This is a genomic window from Kaistia algarum, from assembly GCF_026343945.1.
In the GTDB taxonomy this organism is placed as follows: Bacteria; Pseudomonadota; Alphaproteobacteria; order Rhizobiales; family Kaistiaceae; genus Kaistia; species Kaistia algarum.
In genome coordinates, this window is record NZ_JAPKNJ010000003.1 from 123,796 (window position 1) to 144,794 (window position 20,999).

Annotated in this window: 19 protein-coding genes; 10 read left to right on the top strand and 9 right to left on the bottom strand. The window is 66.1% G+C overall.

What is annotated here, in order from left to right:
* Positions 1–4: 4 nt before the first annotated feature.
* From OSH05_RS18905 to OSH05_RS18920, 4 genes are read right to left on the bottom strand one after another with little or no spacing between them, the layout of a single operon-like run.
* Positions 5–2,083: a hypothetical protein gene (locus OSH05_RS18905; protein ID WP_104218094.1), complete on the bottom strand. Its 2,079-nt coding sequence runs from the start codon at positions 2,081–2,083 to the stop codon at positions 5–7.
* A complete protein-coding gene (locus tag OSH05_RS18910; protein WP_104218093.1) occupies positions 2,080–4,893 on the bottom strand; it encodes a DUF4159 domain-containing protein in 2,814 nt (937 codons plus the stop codon). The genes OSH05_RS18905 and OSH05_RS18910 overlap by 4 nt, the downstream gene beginning before the upstream one ends.
* Complete coding sequence (locus OSH05_RS18915; protein WP_407660420.1) at positions 4,890–5,807, bottom strand: DUF58 domain-containing protein; 918 nt, start codon at positions 5,805–5,807, stop codon at positions 4,890–4,892. The genes OSH05_RS18910 and OSH05_RS18915 overlap by 4 nt, the downstream gene beginning before the upstream one ends.
* 5 nt (positions 5,808–5,812) lie before the next feature.
* Entirely contained in the window at positions 5,813–6,829 is a 1,017-nt protein-coding gene (locus OSH05_RS18920) for an AAA family ATPase (RefSeq protein WP_104218091.1), read from the bottom strand.
* A gap of 108 nt (positions 6,830–6,937) precedes the next feature.
* Between OSH05_RS18920 and OSH05_RS18925 the strand changes: the two genes are divergently transcribed.
* Genes OSH05_RS18925 through OSH05_RS18940 form a run of 4 tightly spaced genes read left to right on the top strand, consistent with a single transcriptional unit; the run spans position 6,938 to position 9,666 of the window.
* Entirely contained in the window at positions 6,938–7,543 is a 606-nt protein-coding gene (locus tag OSH05_RS18925; protein ID WP_104218090.1) for a DUF1285 domain-containing protein, read from the top strand.
* Between the two features lie 2 nt (positions 7,544–7,545).
* Positions 7,546–8,178 carry a CoA pyrophosphatase gene (locus tag OSH05_RS18930; protein WP_104218089.1) on the top strand — a complete coding sequence of 211 codons (633 nt, stop codon included), beginning with the start codon at positions 7,546–7,548 and terminating at the stop codon, positions 8,176–8,178.
* A 1-nt stretch (position 8,179) separates the two neighbouring features.
* Entirely contained in the window at positions 8,180–8,443 is a 264-nt protein-coding gene (locus tag OSH05_RS18935; protein ID WP_104218088.1) for a DUF6111 family protein, read from the top strand.
* Positions 8,440–9,666 carry a CCA tRNA nucleotidyltransferase gene (locus tag OSH05_RS18940; RefSeq protein WP_104218087.1) on the top strand — a complete coding sequence of 409 codons (1,227 nt, stop codon included), beginning with the start codon at positions 8,440–8,442 and terminating at the stop codon, positions 9,664–9,666. The genes OSH05_RS18935 and OSH05_RS18940 overlap by 4 nt, the downstream gene beginning before the upstream one ends.
* A 73-nt stretch (positions 9,667–9,739) precedes the next feature.
* Here OSH05_RS18940 and OSH05_RS18945 read toward each other — a convergent pair whose 3' ends face one another.
* The 4 genes from OSH05_RS18945 to OSH05_RS18960 all read right to left on the bottom strand — a co-directional run bounded on the left by OSH05_RS18945 (position 9,740) and on the right by OSH05_RS18960 (position 14,627).
* Positions 9,740–10,627, bottom strand: coding sequence for a cytochrome c1 (locus OSH05_RS18945; RefSeq protein WP_104218232.1), 888 nt, complete (start codon positions 10,625–10,627; stop codon positions 9,740–9,742).
* A 29-nt stretch (positions 10,628–10,656) separates the two neighbouring features.
* A complete protein-coding gene (locus OSH05_RS18950; protein ID WP_104218086.1) occupies positions 10,657–11,925 on the bottom strand; it encodes a cytochrome b in 1,269 nt (422 codons plus the stop codon).
* 19 nt (positions 11,926–11,944) lie between these two features.
* Positions 11,945–12,505: a ubiquinol-cytochrome c reductase iron-sulfur subunit gene (gene petA / locus OSH05_RS18955; protein WP_104218085.1), complete on the bottom strand. Its 561-nt coding sequence runs from the start codon at positions 12,503–12,505 to the stop codon at positions 11,945–11,947.
* A 292-nt stretch (positions 12,506–12,797) separates the two neighbouring features.
* Positions 12,798–14,627: an ABC transporter ATP-binding protein gene (locus OSH05_RS18960; protein ID WP_104218084.1), complete on the bottom strand. Its 1,830-nt coding sequence runs from the start codon at positions 14,625–14,627 to the stop codon at positions 12,798–12,800.
* A gap of 410 nt (positions 14,628–15,037) precedes the next feature.
* On the opposite strand from OSH05_RS18960, the gene OSH05_RS18965 reads away from it, so the two are divergent.
* A complete protein-coding gene (locus tag OSH05_RS18965; RefSeq protein ID WP_104218083.1) occupies positions 15,038–15,505 on the top strand; it encodes an SRPBCC family protein in 468 nt (155 codons plus the stop codon).
* 2 nt (positions 15,506–15,507) lie between these two features.
* On the opposite strand, the gene OSH05_RS18970 is transcribed toward OSH05_RS18965, so the two are convergent.
* On the bottom strand, positions 15,508–17,358 hold the full coding sequence (locus OSH05_RS18970; protein ID WP_104218082.1) for an ABC transporter ATP-binding protein: 1,851 nt from the start codon (positions 17,356–17,358) through the stop codon (positions 15,508–15,510).
* 63 nt (positions 17,359–17,421) lie between these two features.
* On the opposite strand from OSH05_RS18970, the gene OSH05_RS18975 reads away from it, so the two are divergent.
* The 5 genes from OSH05_RS18975 to OSH05_RS18995 all read left to right on the top strand — a co-directional run bounded on the left by OSH05_RS18975 (position 17,422) and on the right by OSH05_RS18995 (position 20,947).
* Positions 17,422–17,901 carry a tRNA (cytidine(34)-2'-O)-methyltransferase gene (locus tag OSH05_RS18975; protein WP_104218231.1) on the top strand — a complete coding sequence of 160 codons (480 nt, stop codon included), beginning with the start codon at positions 17,422–17,424 and terminating at the stop codon, positions 17,899–17,901.
* Positions 17,898–18,785, top strand: a complete 888-nt coding sequence (gene hemF, locus OSH05_RS18980; RefSeq protein WP_104218081.1) for an oxygen-dependent coproporphyrinogen oxidase — start codon at positions 17,898–17,900, stop codon at positions 18,783–18,785. Before OSH05_RS18975 ends, hemF begins: the two co-directional genes overlap by 4 nt.
* A gap of 19 nt (positions 18,786–18,804) precedes the next feature.
* Positions 18,805–19,674: an S-methyl-5'-thioadenosine phosphorylase gene (locus tag OSH05_RS18985; protein WP_104218080.1), complete on the top strand. Its 870-nt coding sequence runs from the start codon at positions 18,805–18,807 to the stop codon at positions 19,672–19,674.
* 83 nt (positions 19,675–19,757) lie between these two features.
* Positions 19,758–20,300: an adenine phosphoribosyltransferase gene (locus OSH05_RS18990; protein ID WP_104218079.1), complete on the top strand. Its 543-nt coding sequence runs from the start codon at positions 19,758–19,760 to the stop codon at positions 20,298–20,300.
* A gap of 2 nt (positions 20,301–20,302) precedes the next feature.
* Positions 20,303–20,947, top strand: a complete 645-nt coding sequence (locus OSH05_RS18995) for a glutathione S-transferase family protein (RefSeq protein WP_104218078.1) — start codon at positions 20,303–20,305, stop codon at positions 20,945–20,947.
* Positions 20,948–20,999 lie beyond the last annotated feature (52 nt).

Genomic DNA, 20,999 nt, shown 5'->3' on the forward strand with positions numbered 1-20,999 from the left:
CCGCCTATCGTCCCTCGCGGTACCAGGTCGCGGCGGCGGCGCCTAGGAGGATGGCGAGGCCGAGGAAGCCGGAAAAGAGCGGCAGGCGGTCGACGCCCTTCAGCACTGATGCCTCGGTCATCCGGATGCCGATCCAGTCTTGACCGGCCATGGAGCGGCCGGAGCGGACGGGAACGATGCGCGGCGTGTCGAGGCGGCCATCGGCGCCGGTCATGCGGGCGATCCGTCCGCCCGAGGCCTGTACGACCGGCGCCAGCTTTTCCTCCGTCGAACGCACATCGGTGAATTCGCGCGGATTGGCCGGGCCGACATGGGCGAAGGCGCGCTGGTCGCCATCCTCGACCCGCCAGAGGCCGATCTCGCCGGCGGGGACTTCGGCGCGGAAACGCCCGGGTCCATCGGCCACCAGCGGCACGTTGCTCGTCTTGCCCGAGGGCGCCGTCAGGGTTGCCGGCGCGGCATTGTCCTTCATGGTCTGGCGCTCGATGACGAGATTGGCGCCGTCGGCCGTGACCTTCAGCGCTTCCTCTTCGAGATCCGGCTCCTTCATCAGCCAGTGGGCGAGGCGGCGCAGCAGGTCGACATGCGGGCCGCCGCCCTCATAGCCGCGCGCCCAGAGCCAGACTTGATCCGAGAGCATGAGCGCGACGCGGCCCTTGCCCTCGCGCTGCAGAACCAGCAGCGGGTCGCCATCGGCGCCCTTCATGATCACTTCGCCGCTGGGCTTGTCCGTCTCGACCTGGCGGAACCAGCGGCTCCAATGCGGCGGGGTCGCGTCGCCGCCTTCAAGGCCGCGCGTCACCGGATGACGCTTGCCGAGATCGGTGACTTCCGGCGTGAATGGCTTCTCGATGACCCGCCCGGTCGGCGCGGCCGGCAGCACGTCGGCGAGCGGCGTGCCGTAGAGGCTGCCCTCCGACGCATAATCGGGTCCGGAGGCGACGAGCAGCGCGCCGCCATCGCGGACATAGCGGGCGATGTTGTCGAAGTAGAGGATCGGCAGCACGCCGCGCTGGGCATAGCGGTCGAAGATGATCAGGTCGAACTGGTCGATCTTGACGGAGAAAAGTTCGCGCGTGGGAAACGCGATCAGCGACAATTCGTCGATCGGCGTGCCGTCCTGCTTCTCCGGCGGTCGCAGGATGGTGAAATGCACCAGATCGACCGAGGCGTCGGATTTGAGCAGGTTGCGCCAGATGCGCTCGCCGGCATGCGGCTCACCGGAGACGAGCAGGACGCGCAAATTTTCGCGGATGCCGTCGACGACTGCGGCGGCGCGGTTGTTGACCGCGGTGAGTTCGCCGGTGAGCGGCGCCGCCTCGAATTCGTAGATGTTCTGTCCAGCATGGGCGATGTCGATGCCGAAGCGACTGACCTCGCCCGGCATGACGATCTCGGTTGCCAGCGGCTCGCCGTCGCGCGTGATCGTCACCTGCACCGGGCCGCTATCGGACACGCCGCTGTCGATGACGCTGTATTCGATGGTCTGCTTCTCGCCGACGATGGCGAAGCGGGGCGCCTGCCGAATCACGATCTGGCGGTCGATCTCGTCCGGCTTGCCCGAGATCAGCGCGTGCAGCGGCGCGCCGCCCAGGATCTCGGCCGGCGGTTTTGGAACGTCATGGACCTCGCCATCCGTCAGCATGACAACGGCGCCAATGCGTTCCGGCGCGACATCGGCGAGCGCCGAGCCGACCGCCTTGAACAGTTCGGTACCATCGACCGGCTGACCGTTGGCCGTGCTGCCGACCTCGATCGTGCGCAGTTCGATATTGCGCAGGTCGCCGAAGCGCTTCTCGATCGCGGCACGCATGGCCGTCGTGGTCGCCGCGCGATCGGAAAGGCCCTGGCTGGCGGTCTTATCGACGACGACAGCGACCACGGTCGGCAGCGGTTCGCGTTCCTCGGCGAGCAGCACGGGTCCCGCAAGGGCGGCAACAAGACAGGCGAGCGCCAGCAGCCGCAGCCAGGCACCGCGGATCCGGCGGATGAGCAGCGGCAACGCGACGATGAGGGCGACCGCCGCGAGGGCGAGCAGCGCCGGCAGCGGCACGACCGGCGCGAAGGTCAGGGACCAGTTCACTGTCCGAGCCTTTCCAGGAGCGCCGGCACATGAACCTGATCGGCCTTGTAGTTGCCGGTCAGCGCATACATGACGATGTTGACGCCGGTGCGGAACGCCATCTCGCGCTGGCGCGGATCCGGCGGAACGGTCGGGTAGAGATAGCGCCCATCGGCATCGGTGGCCCAGGCGCCGGCGAGGTCGTTCTCGGTGATCAGGATCGAGGAAACGCCATCGCTGGGCCGCGCCGGCCGATCGGCCGCCGCCGCGGCATCGTCGGGAGGCAGCGCCTCGACCCAGAGCGGCCCGCCGGAATAGCGGCCGGGAAAATCGGCCAGCAGATAAAAGGCCTTGGTCAGCACGTGGTTGCTCGGCACCGGCTCCAACTGCGGAATGTCGAGACCGGACAGCATGTCGCGCAGCCGTTCGGCCGCGGGCGTGCCGGCGAAGCCGGTATCGCCCGGCGTGCGGTCCAACTCGTCGCGGGTGTCGAACAGAATAGAGCCGCCCTGCTTCATATAGGCATCGATCCGGGCGAGCGTCGCCGAGGAGGGCATCGGACTCGCCGGATCGATCGGCCAATAGAGCAGCGGGAAGAACGAGAGCTCGTCCTTGGCGATGTCGACGCCCATCGGATCGCCGGGCTCCAGAGCCGTGCGATTGGCCAGTTCGCGGGATAGACCGGCAAGCCCGGCTCGGCTGGTATCGTCTATCTCGGCGTTGCCGGTCGTCACATAGGCGAGACGGGTCTGGTTCGCTGCCTGAAGCGCGAACTGGTCCGATGCCTCGTCGGCGCGCGATGGATGAACCCAGCCCCCGATCAGGATCGCCGCAAAGATCAGCGCGGCAGGCGCGGCACGGCGAAAACGCCAGCCGCCATTCAGCCAGAGCACGGCGAGCGCATCGGCAAAGAGCAGCACCAGCGCCGCCACCAGGAGATAGGGCGAGAGGTCCTGCGGCGCCGTGGTCGGATAGGGGCGGATATCGGCGCCCTGCAGCGACGAGGCATCCAAGGGCGGCAGCGTCGCGTCGGGCGCAAGAACGTTGACGGCCCGGAAGCCCTCGTCCGAGCCGTAGAGGCCGGGCGGATGCTCACGATCGGCCGTCACCGCCTGCGCATTCGTCGGAAGCGGCCGAGCGAAGGGGTCGCTGGTGGTGAAATGGCCGAAGCCGTCGAGCAGGCGATAGGGCGGCAGCGTCGCGGACTGTCCTGAGCCCGAAGCGCTCTTGGCTGAACCATCGGCCGGCGGCGAGGCAAAGGCGACGATCCGGCGCAGCATATCGACGAAAGTCCCCGAGAGCGGCAAGTTCGACCAGCTCGTATCGGCGGTGACATGGAAAAGAATCAGCCATCCCTTGCCGAGTGGCGCGGCGGTGACGAGCGGCGTGCCATCGGCGAGAGCCGCCCAGGTGCGGCCGGCGAGGTTGCTGTCGGGGTCGGCCAGCACCTGGCGCCGGATCTCGACATCCTTGGGCACGGAAAGGCCGGCAAAGGGGCTGCCATCCGAAAACGAGGCGAGGGGCTGCGGGGTCGACCAGGACAGACTGCCGCCGAGGACCCGGCCGCCTTCGCGCAGCCGCACCGGGATCAGCATGTTCTGGCTCGCATTGGCCGCGGCAAGGCGTGGACCGGCAAAGCGCAGCAATGTGCCGCCATTCTCGACCCATTGGCCGAGCTTCTGTTCGACGTCGGGCGTCAGTGTGCCGATATCGGCCATGGCGATCACTGCGGCCCCGTCATCGACCATCTTCGGCACGGCGATTTCGGCATTGGCATCGCGCGTGTCGAGCACGTCGGCGGAGGGCTGCAGAGCCCGACTTAGATAATAGAGCGGCGAGAGCAGCGGCTGCGCATTGTCGTTGGAGCCGCCGGAGAGGAGGCCAACGCGTCGGCGCTGGAAGCGATCGTCCAGCAATTGCACGGCGCCGGCCGTGGAAGCGCCGGCAATCTCGATGCGAGCCATGTCGTTGCGCAACTCGGTCGGCAGCTCGAACGCCGCCTCGGCCTTGGTCTCGCCGGGCTTGAACGCGAATTCGGCGGTTCCGATCGGGCGGCCCTTGAGATCCTGCGCCAGGAGGCTGCCGCTGTCCTCTCCGGCGCCGTCGCTGCGCAGGACGGTCAGCGTCAGCGCGTCGGCCGTGGAGCGGGGATTGGCGAGGCCGACGAGGCGGGCGGGGGTGCCGAGATAGAGCGTGGTCGGCACCTTCAAGCGATCGTTCAGGAAGCTTGCAAACGCATCGGCATCGGCGCCGCCGAGCCCGCTTGCCAGCCAGACCGTTCCGCCGATCGAGCCAACCGTGCCGGCGAGCGCGGCGGCGAGAGCCGCGCGGTTGGCGGCATAGGGGCGGGGGGCGAGCGCGTCCAGTCTTGTGCGGATCGTCGCGGCATCGGCAGGCGCCAGCTCCTGGTTGGCCGGATCGGCGGTCGCGACCAGGACGATCGGCCGGCCGACGCGATCGGCAAGGTCGACGATCCGCTTCGCCGTGTCGAGGCGGGACGGCCAATCGCGAGCGGCGGCCCAGTCATTGTCGATGGCGAGCAGCAGCGTGCCGTCGCCGGCCGCGTTCTCGCCGGCGGGGCGCCAGACGGGACCGGCGAGCGCCAGGATGACCAAGGCGGCGAGCAGCAGGCGGAGCGCCGTCAGCCACCAGGGGCTGCGCGCCGGCTGCTCTTCCTTCGCCGCGATCTCAGCCAGGATCCGGGTCGGCGGGAAGCTCTCGACGCGCGGACGCGGCGGCGTCAGCTTCAGCAGCCACCATATTGCCGGCAGCAACACCAGCGCCGAAAGCACAAACGGCGCGGCGAAGGCGAGGGGTAGGCTTCCGATCATGTCACTCTCCCGGCACCGATTCGCTCGGCCAGTCGCCGATGCAGGGCAAGCAGTGGCTCGGTGGCAGGATGATCGGTGCGGTGGACGAGATAGGTCCAGCCAAGTCGGCGGCAGAGCGCCGTCAGATGCTCGCGGCGGGCCGCGATCTGGCGAAGATAGGCCTCGGCGATGCGCTCCGCCCGGCCGGCGGTATAGATAGCTCCGCTCTCCGCGTCGCGGAACTCGGTGCGTCCGGCATAGGGGAACGTCTCCTCATAGGGATCGCGAATCTCGACGAGATGGACCGTGGCGCCGGCCCGGGCGAACTCGCCGAAGCGACGCTCGATCTCATCCATCGGATCGAGAAAATCGCCGATGACGACCAGATCGGAAAAGCGCGTCAGGCGGCGGGCGTCGGGAAGGGCGGTCGCGCCGTCGGTACCATACGAGAGCGTCAATGCCAGTCGTTCGGCTGCATTGCGGGCGAGGACGGGATCGGCAAGGCCGAGCAGGCCGATCCGCTCGCCGGCTTCCGACAGCATTTCGGCGAGTGCGAGCAGCAGCACCAGTGCCCGGTCTGCCTTGGCGGCAAGCGCCAGGGGCGAGCGAAATTCCATCGAGGCGGAGAGATCGGCGGCGAGCCAGACCGTGTGCGCCGCTTCCCATTCGCGCTCGCGGACATAGAGATGATCGTCGTGGGCCGAGCGGCGCCAGTCTATCCGCCCGGGCGCTTCGCCGGTGACGAAAGGACGGAACTGCCAGAACGTCTCGCCCGAGCCAGCGCGGCGACGGCCATGCCAGCCGGCAAGAACGGTGGTCGCGACGTGGCGTGCTTCGACGAGCAAAGAAGGCAATCGATCCGCAAGCGTCTTCGCCTCGCCGAGCGAGCGGTTCGGCCGCTCCCGGCCCGCCGATGACGCGGCGCTTCCGTTCACCCGATTCACCCGATCCGAGACTTGAGCCGCGCGATGACGTCGCGCACGGAGAGGCCGTCAGCCCGCGCCGCATAGGAAAGGCTCATGCGGTGCTGCAGGACCGGCTCAGCCAGCGCCAGCACGTCGTCAATCGACGGGGCGTAGCGGCCGTCGATCAGCGCGCGGGCGCGAACGGCGAGCATCAGCGCCTGGCTGGCGCGCGGACCAGGCCCCCAGGCGATCGCTTCGGTCAGCTTCGCATCCGGAATCCCGCCGGGCCGCGCGGAGCGAACGAGGCTGAGAATCGCCTCGACGACGCTCTCGCCGACGGGCAGGCGGCGGACGAGATGCTGCATCGCCTGCAGCTCGGCCGCCGTCGTGACGGCCTTCGGCGCCGCCTCGCTGGCGCCCGTCGTCTCGAACAGCATGCGCCGCTCGGCTTCAAGATCGGGATAGAGCACGTCGATCTGCAGCAGGAAGCGGTCGAGCTGCGCCTCGGGCAGGGGATAGGTGCCCTCCTGCTCCAGAGGATTCTGCGTTGCCAGCACATGGAACGGAGCCGGCAGATCGTAGCGCTGGCCCGCTATGGTGACGTGATATTCCTGCATGGCCTGCAGCAGCGCGGACTGCGTGCGTGGGCTGGCGCGGTTGATCTCGTCGGCCATCAGGAGCTGGGCGAAGACCGGCCCTTTGACGAAGCGGAAGGCCCGGCGGCCATCGGCATCCTGGTCCATGACCTCGGAGCCGAGGATGTCTGAAGGCATCAGGTCGGGCGTGAACTGGACGCGGCGTTCATCGAGGCCGAGGACGGTCGCGAGTGTCTCGACCAGCTTGGTCTTGGCAAGGCCCGGCACGCCGACGAGCAGGCCATGGCCGCCGGCGAGCAGCGTCACGAGCGCCCGCTCGACCACCATCTCCTGGCCGAAGATGACCTTGCCGATCGCCTCGCGCGCCGACTTGATCGTCGCCACGGCCGCATCGGCATCCGCCACCAGCCTGGCTGGGTCGGCGGCGTGAACTTCGCTCTGATTGAATACGCTCATGGCCACCCATATAGTTTCGATCGACGGGGAGACGAGAGCGCGCTTGGCGATCGCCCGAAGAGGATCGGCCCGGTCTTCACTGCCGTCATCGCAGGAACTTCAAGAAGCATGCCAGTGTCAAAGGAAGGCGAAACGAAGGCCGAGACGGAATTCGGACCCGTTTCGTACCTCGCACGCTGGGCTGCCGCCGTCGAGGGCGGAACGAGCGGCGCCCCCGTTCATCTGTGGAATCCTGCGCTCTGCAGTTCGATCGACATCCGCATCGACCGCGCCGGGGCGTGGTATCACGAGGGCCGCCGGATCGAGCGCGAGGCGATGACGCGCCTCTTTGCCCGCATTCTCCGCCGAGAAGCGGATGGCTCCTATGTGCTCGTGACGCCTTATGAAAAGCTCACGATCGAGGTCGAGGATGTTCCGTTCCTGGCGGTAGATCTCGGCTATGAGGAGGGGCCGCCACGGAGGCTCCTTATCCTGACCAATCTTGGCGAAGCCGTGCCGGTTGATGCCGACCATCCGCTGCGCATCCAGGTAGGTGCGAGGGACGATGCCTTCATTCCCTATGTCATGGTGCGGCCGCGCCTCGAGGCGCGGCTGACCCGCGCCGCCGCTGCCAGCCTCGTCGGGATTCTTGAAGAGCGGGATGATCGGCTGGGGGTCGAATCAGCCGGTCAATTCTTCGTCATTGCCGAGAGCCATCCGGCCGGGCGGAGCTAGCGATGCGACCCGAGAGCGATCCATTCCGGCCGAGTGTCTTCTTTCCCCATGCCAGGCTGCGGCTGGCGCCGCTGGCACCGGGCGGCGGCATCGTCGAAGGCGAGACGGTGCTCAATCCCGAGTTTCATCCGCCGGCGGGCTTCAAGGCGCGGCCGGCCGCCGTCCTGATCCCGGTCGTGGGACGCGACGAGCCGACCCTTTTGATGACGCGCCGAACGGCAACGCTGCGCCAGCACGCCGGCCAGATTTCGTTTCCCGGCGGCTCCATCGATCCTGAGGATGCCGATGCCGCGGCCGCCGCCATTCGCGAGGCGCAGGAGGAGATAGGGCTGGATCCGGCGCTGGTCGAACCGATCGGTCGGCTCGATCCGTATATTGCAGGTACGGGCTTCCACATCACGCCGGTCGTCGCTCGCGTCGATCCCCGCCACCACCTCGTGCTCAATCCACACGAGGTCGATCTCGCCTTCGAAGTCCCGCTCGCCTTCCTGATGAGCCCGCGCAATCACCACATCGGCAGCCGCGAATTCGACGGCGTTCGCCATTCCTTCTACGAAATGCCCTATGATGAGCACTATATCTGGGGGATCACCGCCGGGATCATCCGCGGTCTCTATGAAAGGCTGTTTGCCTGAAATGGTGCGCTTCCTGGCCTTTACTGTCGTCGCCTTCCTGCTGCCCTTTGTCTTCTATGGCGGATGGCGGTTCGTCACCGCTGGCGTGGTGCCGGGGCGCGAGGACTGGTCGCTCAAGCTCTGGGGCCGCCTGGCAGCCGCCGGGGTGGTCCTCATGCTGATCGCGATCGGCGTCCTTGTTTCGGTCTCCGGCAATGGCGAGAAGACCACCTATCATCCGGCCCGAATCGAAAATGGTCAGCTTGTCCCCGGGAGTTTTGATTGAGCGCACTGGATCTTTCGGCGGCGGCTTTTCTCGCCGAGCCCCTGGTGCAGCGGGTGCTGGGCCTGCTTTCGGAAGACGGCGAGGAGGCGAGGGTGGTCGGCGGCGCCGTCCGAAACCACCTCATGGGCTTGCCTGACCAGGGCGATATCGACATCGCGACGACGGCCCTCCCGGAGACAATCGTGAAGCGAGCCGGCGCGGCCGGGCTCAAGACCGTCCCGACCGGTATCGACCATGGCACGATCACCATCATCGGCTACCACCGCGTGGTCGAGGTCACGACGCTGCGTGTCGATGTCGAGACGGATGGGCGCCGCGCCGTCGTCCGCTTTGGCCGCGACTGGGAAGCCGATGCGACGCGCCGCGACTTCACCATGAATGCGCTGTCCGTCGATGCCGATGGCCGGCTCTACGATTTCGTCGGCGGGCTCGGCGATATCGAGGCACGACGCGTACGCTTCATCGGTTCTGCTGAGCGGCGGATCGAGGAAGACCGGCTGCGGGTGCTTCGCTTTTTCCGTTTCCACGCGGCCTTCGGCGAAGGGGCCCCCGACGCCGAGGGGCTGGGCGCGGCGATCCGTGCCCGACAGGATCTGACGGAGCTTTCCGCCGAGCGGATCGGGCTGGAGATGCGCAAGCTCGTCGTCGCCCGCCGAGCGGCCGATACGATCGCGCTGATGCAGGAAAGCGGCATCCTGCCCTTGGTCGCGGCGGGCGTCGCCGACCTCGCGGCGTTCCATCGCTTCGTCGAACTCTTCGGCAAGGAGGGAGTGCCGGCGCTGCGCTTTGCCGTGATCTTCGCCATGGTCGGCGAGGATATCGACCGCATCGCCCGGCGGTTCCGCCTTTCCGGTAAGGAGCGCGACCGCATGGTGGCGGCACTGGCGGCGGTACCAGCGGCTCGCGTCGGTGGCCCCGACGAGGACCGGGTGCAGCTCTATAGGATCGGCCGGGAAGCATTCCAAGACGGCTTGCTCTACGCAGCCGCGAAAGGGTTCCTGGCGCCCGAGGAAGCTCGAACGAGGTGTGACGACGCAAGCAACTGGGCCATCCCGGAATTCCCGCTGTCGGGCCGCGACGTGGTCGAGCAGGGCATCGGCCGTGGGCCGCTGGTCGGTCTCGTGCTTCGCGATCTGGAACGCTGGTGGATCGCGCAGGGCTTCGCGCCGGACGTCGAGGCGCTAAGGCGGCGGTTGCAGATGATGGTCGCCGCCCAGCAATAGACCCCTCGCGAACCAAAAAACCGGCGCCGCGAGGCGGCGCCGGTCATGATCGGGTGAAACCAGGGCAGGGTCGTCAGTGAGCGACCTTGGCCCAGATCTTCTTCTTCGTCACATAGAGCAGTCCGGCGAAGACCAGCAGGAAGATGATGACCTGGAAACCCGTGCGCTTGCGCGCGTCCAGATGGGGCTCGGCGCCCCACATCAGGAAAGCCGAGACGTCGCGCGCATACTGGTCGACCGTCTGCGGCGAGCCGTCGGTATAGGTCACCTGGCCGTCCGAGAGGGGGGGCGGCATGGCAATCGCCGGGCCGCTGACGAAATGCGGGTTGTAGTGCAGGCCCGGCGGGATCGTCATGCCGGGAGGCGCATCCTTATAGCCTGTCAGCAGGCCATGGATGTAGTCCGGGCCACCCTCTTCGTACTGGGTGAAGAGATCGAGGACGAACCAGGGGAAACCGCGCTCGACGGCGCGCGCCTTCGCCATCAGCGACAGGTCCGGCGGCGCCTTGCCATTGTTGGCGGCGGCGGCGGCTTCCGGATTGGGGAAGGGCGACGGGAAGCGGTCCGAGAGGCGGCCGGGACGCTCGAACATGTCGCCTGCGTCGTTCGGGCCGTCCTGGACCTGGTAGCTGGCGGCGACGGTCTGCGCCTGCGCAACGCTGAAGCTCGGCCCACCCGGCTGCGCCAGATTGCGGAACGAGAGCAGGTGCATCGAGTGGCAGGCGGCGCAGACTTCCTTGTAGACCTGATAACCGCGCTGGAGCTGAGCCGTATCGTAGCGGCCGAAGATCCCGGCAAAGGACCAGGGCTCCAGATTGGGCTTCACGATCGGGAAGTGCGTCGGAGCGGCTTCCGCGCCTTCTTCATTGGCAGCCGCTGGGCCGCCGACGAAGGAGAATGCGGCGGCGCCGAGCATCAGGCCGAGGCCGATGCGGGCGAAGGTACCGGAAAGCGTCTTCATCATGGTCGATCCGTTTCCTGTCCCGCCGGTCACTTGCTCTGCGGCGCCGAGGGCGCCCCCGCCGTCACCGGCGCGCCACCCTTGCCGAGCACCGACTCCATGATCGAGGCCGGCAGCGGCTTCGGCTTCTCGAGAAGGCCGAGAAGCGGCAGGATGACCAGGAAGTGAATGAAGTAATAGGCGGTGAGGATGCGGCCGACGATCAGATAGGCACCCTCCGGCGGCATGGCGCCGATATAGCCGAGCCCGACGGCCACGATCGCCCAGATCCAGAAGAACTGGCGATAGAGCGGGCGGAAATTCGCCGAGCGGACCTTCGACGTATCGAGCCACGGCACGACGAACAGCACGGCAATGGCGCCGAACATCGCGATGACGCCCGAGAGCTTGTCAGGGATCGAACGCAGGATCGCGTAGAACGGCAGGAAATACCATTCCGGAACGATATGGGCAGGCGTCACCAGCGGGTTGGCCTCGATGTAGTTGTCGGCGTGGCCCATATAGTTCGGCGCGTAGAATACGAACCAGCAATAGAAGATCAGGAAGATGACGAGGCCGAGCGCGTCCTTGACGGTGAAGTAGGGGTGGAAGGGCAGGGTGTCCTGCTTGTCCTTCACCGATACGCCCGTCGGGTTGTTCGATCCCGGCACATGCAGCGCCCAGATGTGCAGGACGACGACGCCCGCGATCATGAAGGGCAGGAGATAGTGCAGGGCGAAGAAGCGGTTCAGCGTCGGATTGTCGACGGAGAAGCCTCCCCACAGCCAGGTCACGATCGAATTGCCGACCAGCGGAATGGCGCTGAAGAGATTGGTGATCACGGTCGCGCCCCAGAACGACATCTGGCCCCAGGGCAGAACGTATCCCATGAAGCCGGTGGCCATCATGAGCAGGAAGATGATCATGCCAAGGATCCACAGCACTTCGCGCGGCGCCTTGTAGGAGCCGTAATAAAGGCCGCGGAAGATATGGATGTAGACGGCGATGAAGAACATCGACGCGCCATTGGCATGCAGATAGCGCAGCATCCAGCCGCCATTCACGTCGCGCATGATGCCTTCGACCGAAGCGAAGGCCAGCGTCGTGTGGGCGGTGTAGTGCATGGCGAGTACCACGCCTGTCGCGATCTGCGCGACGAGCATGAAGGCGAGAATGCCGCCGAAGGTCCAGAAATAGTTCAGGTTCCGCGGGTTCGGGAACACGATGAACGAGGAATGGATCAGCCCGCCGATTGGCAGGCGCGCCTCCAGCCACTTCAGGGCGGGATTTTTCGGCTGGTATGTTGATGGTCCGGACATGATTTTGCCTTGGCTCCCGTCAGCCGATCTTGATCTTGGTGTCGCTCAGGAACGAATAGACCGGAACGGCCATGTTCTCCGGCGCGGGTCCCTTGCGGATGCGTCCCGCCGTATCATAGACCGAGCCGTGGCAGGGGCAGAACCAGCCATTGTACTCGCCCTCCTGGCCCAGCGGAATGCAGCCGAGATGGGTGCACACATTCACCATCACGAACCAGTTTTCCTTGCCGGTAGCGGCGCGGTTGGCATCGGTCGCGGCCGCATCCGCGGGGAGGTTCGCGTTGCGGGCGATCGGGTCCTTCAGATCGGAGAGCGCCGCGGCCTTCGCCTCGTCGATCTCCTTGGCCGTGCGATTACGCACGACGACCGGCTTGCCGCGCCACTTCACCGTGACGGACTCGCCTTCCTTGACCGAGCTGATGTCGACTTCGGTCGAGGCGAGCGCCAGAGCCGAGGCGTCGGGGTTCATCTGGTTGATGAAAGGCCACACCGTCGCCGCCAGGCCGACTGCTCCAACCGCACCGGTGGCGATGAAGAGAAAGTCGCGGCGGGTCGGTTCTGCCGTAGCGCTGGATGCCAAGATAACTCCCCTCTCTCAATCCGTCGGGACAATCTGCCCCTCGTCCGTGTCCGGCTTTCTCGGGCCAATACCCGATCACCGAAGCTCGGCCGAAATTGCGGGATGCCATGCGGCTTCCCACCGTTCAGGTTAGAAGCTGTTTAGCCACCGTCCAGCCACAATGTCCAGAGAGCGCGACGGCCATGCGCCAATTGTCGCGGAGGCAGGCCGGGACGGGTGGTCGGCGCGACCGGATGCAGTGCCACATCGTCGACCAAAGGCCGCTGCCCGACAAGGGGCAGCGGCCTTTCGCTCACGCTGCGTCGAGAAATCCGCCCGACTGGCGGTGCCAAAGGCTGGCATAGAGGCCGCCTGCGCGCAGCAGCTCGTCATGGCGGCCGGTCTCGACGATGCGGCCGCGGTCGAGCACGACCAGACGGTCCATCGCCGCGATGGTCGAGAGGCGGTGGGCGATCGCGATCACCGTCTTGCCGGCCATCAGCTCGGTGAAGCTCTCCTGGATCGCGGCCTCGACTTCCGAATCAAGCGCCGAGGTGGCCTCGTCGAGCACCAGGATCGGCGCGTCCTTCAGCAGGACGCGGGCGATGGCGATGCGCTGGCGCTGGCCGCCGGAGAGCTTGACCCCGCGCTCGCCGACATGAGCGTCGAGGCCGATGCGCCCATGCGGATCGGACAGACCGACAATGAAGCCGTCGGCATGGGCGCGCCGCGTCGCCTCCAGCACTTCGGCCTCGCTGCCCTCCGGCCGCCCGTACAGGATGTTGTCGCGGACGGAACGGTGGAGCAGGGAGGTGTCCTGCGTGACGAGGCCGATCTGCTGGCGCAGCGAATCCTGGCGCACGGCCGAGACATCCTGCCCGTCGATGCGGATCGAGCCGCCCTCCGTGTCGTAGAAGCGCAGCAGCAGGTTGACGAGCGTCGACTTGCCCGCGCCCGATCGTCCCACGAGGCCGACCTTCTCGCCCGGCTTGATCGTCAGCGACAGGTCCTCGATGACGCCGCCTTTCTTGCCGTAGTGGAAGTGGACCTTGTCGAAGCGGATCTCGCCCTTGGAGACGACGAGGTTCTCAGCCTCCGGCTTGTCGAGCAGCGAATAGGGGCGCGCGATCGTCTCGAGCCCTTCCTGCACGGTTCCCATCTGCTCGAAGATGCCGATCGAGACCCACATGATCCAGCCGGACATATTGGAGATGCGGATCGCGAGGCCCGAGGCGACGGCAATCGAGCCGAGCGTGATGCTCGCCGTCGACCACAGCCAGACGGCCAGCGCGCCGGTCGCGACGATGAGCGTGCCGTTCAGCACCGAGACGAGGGCGTTCATCATCGTGATGAGACGCGTCTCGCTCTGGAAGGTCGCGAGATGTTCCGTGAGGATCTCGTGCGCGTAGTCGTCCTCCCGGTCGGGGTGGGCGAACAGCTTGACCGTCTGGATATTGGTGTAGCTGTCGACGATGCGCCCGGTGAGAACCGAGCGTACCTCCGACATCGCGGTGGCGCGGTCGCGAATCCGCGGCACGAAATAGACGAGGGTCGTCGTATAGAGGACGATCCAGACCGAAAGCGGAATCGTCAGCCGCCAGTCGGCATCGAAGAAAATGATCAGTGCTGACACTGCGAAGATGATCACGAACCAGATCGCATCGATGATTTGCGTCACCGATTCCCGCAACGCCGGGCCGGTCTGCACAATCTTCGAGGCAATGCGGCCCGCGAAATCATTGGCGAAGAAAGTCATGGACTGGCGCAGCACGTAGCGGTGCGTCTGCCAGCGGACCAGATTGGTCAAGGAGGGCGCGATCGCCTGCTGGTTCAGGAGGTCGTGCAATATGTGCGAGATCGGCGCCGCCACCATGATGACGAAGCCCATCCACAGGAAAGTGGGCCCGTAATCGGCGAAGACCTGGCTCGGCGACGTCGTTTTCAGGACGTCCACGATCGAGCCGATGTAGCGCATCATCGAAACTTCGATGAGCGACACGACGAGCCCAACGACCATCAAGGCGAGCAGCCACGGCCAGACCTGCCGGCAATAGCGCATGTAGAAGCCCCACAGCGTCGTGGGCGGCATCGACGTGTCGCTCGGCTTGAACGGATCGATGCGGGTCTCAAAGAAACGGAACATGGCTGAACCTTGAAGGCATGGCCTCTATGCGCAAGGTGGGCGCATGCGGGCTGACCGGAAATGAGCAACCCGCCGCTGGCGCAGGCCAGGCGGATCACGGACGATGGAAGAAGAGGAAATAAGGGAAGCCGGTCGTCGAGCCGTCCGGCCGCTATCCGCTGGCGATAGGGCTAGTGGCGGGTAGCCATTGCCTCAAACGGACGGAATTCGGCGCGGACAGCGGAGCGATTGATCTTCATCCAGCCCTCCATGACCTCGAATCCGTCCGCGACCGTCGCGGCGACAGGTAGGTTTCGCTTATAATCCGATCCGCGCCAAAGGCGACCGCTTTTGCAACCCCTGTGCTGCATTCGCGTCGCCCTGTTGCGATTTCGCGACAGAGGACAACTTGCAGAGCGGAGAGACCCAGCATGAGCGTGTCGCCGACTAACTACGTCATCTACATCGCCGCGACGCGCGAGGCGATCTGGTCGGCGCTTACCGAAGGCCTGCAGAGCCGGCGCTACTTTTTCGGCCGCACCGTCGAATCAGACTGGCGGCCGGGCGGGGTCGTTCGATATCGCATGCCGGACGGCAACGTCGACGTCTCGGGCACCATCGCCGAGATTGACCCGCCGCGCCTCGTTCGCTTCACGTGGACCGTCGAGGCGCTGAAGGCGGCGGACCTGCCGGAGACGATGGTTTCCTTCGAGATTGAGCCCGCTGGCGAAGCCTGCCGCCTGACCATGACCGAGGACCATGCCGGGCCGATCTCCGAGGCGTTCCTCGAAGGCGGAAGACGCGGCTGGCCGATCATCCTGTCCGGGCTCAAGAGCCTTCTGGAGACCGGCCGCGTGCCGGAAATCGACATGCGGCATGCGATGGGGGAGGGGGACTGAACCTACTCTGCCGCGATCTCGTGCGGGGCGCGGTCGCCGATGAAGCCGCCGGACTGTCGGGCCCAGAGTTGGGCGTAGAGGCCCTGTCGCTCCAGCAACTCCTGATGCGTGCCGGTCTCGATGATGCGGCCGTCATCCATGACGATGAGGCGGTCCATCGCAGCGATGGTCGAGAGCCGGTGCGCGATCGCGATCACCGTCTTGCCGTCCATCAGGGTCGAAAGCTGTTCCTGGATCACTGCCTCGATCTCGGAATCGAGCGCCGAGGTCGCCTCGTCCAGAATCAGGATCGGCGCGTCCTTGAGCAGGACGCGGGCGATGGCGATGCGCTGGCGCTGGCCGCCCGAGAGCTTGACGCCGCGCTCGCCGACATGGGCGTCGAGGCCCTTGCGGCCGCGCGGGTCGACGAGATGGGCGATGAAGCCGTCGGCGGCGGCGCGCCGGGTCGCCTCGATGATCGACGCCTCGTCGGCGTCCGGCCGGCCCAGGCGAATATTGTCGCGGATCGACCGGTTGAGCAGGGCGGTGTCCTGCGTGACGACGCCGATCGCGGTGCGCAGCGAGGCCTGCGTCACGTCGGAAATATCCTGCCCGTCGATGCGGATTGCTCCGGCTTCCAGATCGTAGAGGCGCAGCAGCAGGCTGACCAAGGTCGTCTTGCCGGCGCCCGAACGGCCGACCAGGCCGATGCGCTCGCCGGGGCGGACCGTCAAATCAATATCGTGCAGCACGGGCGTCGGGCCGCCATAGGCGAAGCCGACATGGTCGAAGACGATCTCGCCCTTGCGAACAACGAGGTCGGGCGCATCCTCTCGATCGACAAGGCCATGCGGCTTGGCGATGGTGCGCATGCCGTCCTCGACCGTGCCGACATTGTCGAAAAGGCCGGTGAGCGTCATCATCACGCGGCCGGACATGACGGTGAGCCGCATGACGAGCCCGAGCGCCACGGCGGTTTCGCCCGGGCTGATCGCGGTGCGCATCCAGAGCGCGACGGCAATGGCGCCGGTCGCCCCAATCAGCAGGGCGTTCGAGATCTGCAGCAGGATCGAGAGCGTGGTCAGCAGGCGATTCTGGTCGAGCAGGCGCCCGGTCTGTTCAGCAATGGCGACCTTGGCCGTCTCTTCCTCACGGCCATCGCGGGCGAAGAGCTTCACCGTCTGGATATTGCCGTAAATGTCGGCGAGCTTGCCGGTCAGCAGCGAACGCGCCTCGGAAGCGGCGGCGGCGCGCTTGCGCACGCGCGGCACGAACAGCGCCGCCAGCGTCGCCAGCACGGCGACCCAGATCACCAGCGGCGCGGCCATCCACCAGCTCACCTCGGCGAAGATCACCAGCGCGCTGACAACAAAGACGGAGATCACCCAGAGCGCGTCGATCACTTGCGTGATCGATTGCGTCATCGCCGAGCCGGTCTGCACGATCTTGGTGACGATGCGGCCGGAAAAATCGTTCTGGAAGAAGGAATAGGACTGGCCGACGACATGAAGATGGTTGAGCCAGCGGATGCGTGCGGTCAGCGCCGGCGGCAGAGTCTGGTTGGAAAGAACGGTCTGCACCGCGTTGACGAGCGGGCGCAGGATGACGACGACGATCGCCATCGTGGCGAGCTGCCAGCCATACTGGCCGACAAAATCCGCCGCCGTGGCGTGGCTCATCATGTCGACGAGGCGGCCGACATAGGAGTAGATCGCGACTTCGGCGAGCGAGACGGCGAGGCCGGCGGCCATGAGTGCGACGACATAGGGCCAGACGGGCAGCAGGAAATGGCGATAGAAAGCGAGCAGTCCGCTCGGCGGATTGTCGCCGGCCGGCGCGAAGGGGTCGATCAGATGTTCGAAGAAGCGGAGCATTTTTGACCTTGTGCCGCCGTCGCCGGCATTCCTTCAACGAAGATGGAGCGCGTTTCCGTCCCGATGCCCCGTATCGTCCTCTACCAGCCCGACATTCCGCACAATACCGGCGCGATCCTGCGTTTCGCCGCCTGTCTCGGCGTGGAGGTCGATTTGATCGAGCCGGCCGGGTTCGATCTTTCGGATCGCGGGCTGAAGCGGGCCGGCATGGACTATGTGGAGCAGGCGGTGCTCCGCCGCCACCTTTCCTTTGCGGCCTTCGACCAAACGCGACGGCGCGACGGCGGGCGGCTGGTGCTCTTTACGACGGGTGGCGATCGGTCCTATGTCGATTTCGGCTTTGCAGCCGATGATTTCCTGCTGTTTGGGCGGGAGAGCGCCGGGGTGCCGGCTTCCGTTCACGCGACGGCGGATGCCCGTCTCCTCGTGCCGATGCGGCCGGGCTTGCGCTCGATCAATCTTGCCATGACGGTCGCCATGGTAGCGGGCGAGGCGCTGCGGCAGATCGGCGGGTTCGCAAGTCTTTCAGGAAATGAAGCATGAGTTTGCCCGAGGGGATCGAGGAGAAGAAGGCGCGCGCGGCCGCCTGGTTCGCCGAGCTGCAGGGCCGGATCATCGCCGCTTTCGAGCAGCTGGAGGCTGAGGCCCCGGCGGGGGTCCATCCCGGCGAACCGGCACGTTTCGTGAGGAAGCCGTGGCAGCGAACCGATCATACGGGGGCCGATGGTGGCGGCGGCACCATGGCGCTGATGCATGGCCGGCTGTTCGAGAAGGTCGGCGTGCATGTCTCGACGGTCCATGGCAGCTTCGCGCCGGAATTCGCCAAGGACATGCCGGGGGCCGCCGAAGATCCGCGCTTCTGGGCCGCCGGCATCTCGCTGATCGCCCATATGACGAACCCGAACGTCCCGGCCGTGCATATGAACACGCGCATGGTGGTGACGACGAAGCAATGGTTCGGCGGCGGCGCCGATCTGACCCCGGTGCTGATTCGCCGACGCACGCAGGAAGATCCCGATTCGGTTCGGTTCCATGCGGCGATGCGGTCGGCCTGCGAGCCGCACGCCGTCGCCGACTATCCCCGATACAAAGCCTGGTGCGACGAGTATTTCTTCCTGAAGCATCGCGGCGAGTCCCGCGGCATCGGCGGCATCTTCTATGACGGGCTGCATTCCGGCGATTTCGACGCCGATTTCGCCTTCACGCAGGATGTCGGCCGCGCCTTCCTCGATGCCTATCCGGCGATCGTGCGCGCCAATTACGAAACGCCTTGGACCGAGGCCGACCGCGAGGAGCAATTGATCCGCCGCGGGCGCTATGTCGAATTCAACCTGCTCTACGATCGCGGCACGATCTTCGGCTTGAAAACCGGCGGCAATATCGACTCGATCCTCTCTTCCATGCCACCAGTCGTGAAATGGCCGTGAGACGGCGAAGGAGCGGCACATGACCAAGGCGGTTCTCGGCATCATCGGCGGATCGGGTCTCTACGATCTTCCCGGCCTCGAAGACGCGGAATGGCGCGACGTGCCGAGCCCCTGGGGCCAGCCTTCAGACCAACTGCGCTTCGGGCGCATCGGCATGACGGAGATCGTCTTTCTGCCGCGCCACGGACGTGGCCATCGTCTGTCGCCATCGGGCATCGACTACCGCGCCAATATCGACGCGCTGAAGCGGGCCGGCGTCACCGATCTCGTCTCGGTCTCGGCGGTCGGCTCGCTGAAGCAGGAGCTTTTTCCCGGCGATTTCGTGCTCATCGACCAGTTCATCGACAAGACGGTGGCGCGCGCGTCGTCCTTCTTCGGCAATGGCTGCGTCGGCCATGTCTCCTTCGCTCATCCCGTGGCGCCGAAGCTCGTCGAGCGCATCCGGCTCGCCGCGGTTGCTGAAGCCATCGACCATCATGTCGGCGGCACCTATGTCGCCATGGAGGGTCCGCAATTTTCCTCCGCCGCCGAATCGCACCTGCACCGGAGCTGGGGCGCGGACGTTATCGGCATGACCAACATGCCGGAGGCGAAGCTCGCCCGCGAGGCCGAGATCGCCTATGCGACGATCGCCATGGTGACCGATTATGACGGCTGGCATCCCGGCCATGCGGCGGTGAGCGTCGAGCAAGTCATCGCGGTTCTGGGGGACAATCGCGACAAGGCGCAGCGGCTTGTCGCCCGGCTGGCGCTGGATTTCCCGGCCGAACACGAGCTCTGCCCGATCGGCTCGGATCGATCCCTCGACCACGCCATCATGACCGCCCCCCATGCCCGCGATCCTGAACTCGTGGCCAAGCTCGACGCAGTGGCGGGGAGGGTGCTGTGATCGAATTCGCGGCGTTTCTCTGGACGCGGGCCCAAAGCTGAGGCAAGCCTAACGCCCAACCCGTATTCGACGTGAAAGCCAGCATGAGCTCCGTTCCCTTCGATATCGCCGCCGCCATTCGCTCGATCCCGGATCACCCGTCTCCCGGCATCCTGTTCCGTGACATCACTACGCTGCTCGGCGATGCGAGAGCCTTCCGCCGCACGGTGGACGAACTGGTCCAGCCCTGGGCCGGCGCCAAGATCGACAAGGTTGCCGGGATCGAGGCGCGCGGCTTCATCGTCGGCGGTGCCGTGGCGCACCAGCTTTCGGCCGGCTTCGTGCCGATCCGCAAGAAGGGCAAGCTGCCCTGGAAGACGGTGAGCACGACCTACGCGCTGGAATATGGCACCGACCAGATCGAGATGCATGTCGATGCGATCGTTCCGGGCGAGCGGGTGCTCCTCGTCGATGATTTGATCGCGACGGGCGGTACGGCTGAAGCGGCGGTGAAGCTTCTGCGCGAGATGGGGGCGGTGGTCGAAGCGGCCTGCTTCATCATCGACCTGCCGGCGCTCGGCGGCGCGGACAAGCTGCGCGCGCTCGGCGTTCCGATTCGCACGCTCGTCAGCTTCGAGGGACATTGAGATTGGCCGATTTCACCATCGTCCTGGGAACGCGCATCTGGTCAACCTGGTCGATGCGCCCCTGGATGGTCCTTCACCGCACCGGCGCCACGTTCGACGAGACGGTGATTCGCCTGCGCTCGGACGGCACGACCGCCGCGATTTCGGAATTTAGCCCGTCGCGCCTCGTCCCGGCGCTCATCGATCGCCGGGGACCGGAGCCGCTCACGGTCTGGGATTCGCTGGCGATCTGCGAATATCTCGCCGAATGCTACCCGGAGAAGCAGCTCTGGCCTCGAAATCCCGCGGCTAGAGCGATCGCTCGGTCGGTTTCGGCCGAGATGCACTCCGGCTTCCATCGCATGCGCAAATTCCTGCCGATGGATCTGTTCGCCGAGAGGCCCGGCGAAGGGCTCGGCGAGGATGGCGTTGCTGCCGATGTCGCGCGGATCGAAGCGATCTTTAAAGCGTGCCGCAGCCGATTCGGAGCTGGCGGTCCCTATCTCTTCGGCGCCTTCACGATTGCCGATGCAATGTTCGCCCCGGTCGTGAGCCGCTTCCGCAGCTATGCACCGCCCCTCTCCACAGTTTCGGCCGAATATGTCGCAACACTGACGAAAGACCCGGGATTCCTGGCCTGGGAGGCGGCGGCGCGCGCGGAGCTGTGACGCGGCTGCAACAATTTCGGCATTGACCGCAACCGGCCTTACCAGCACGGCT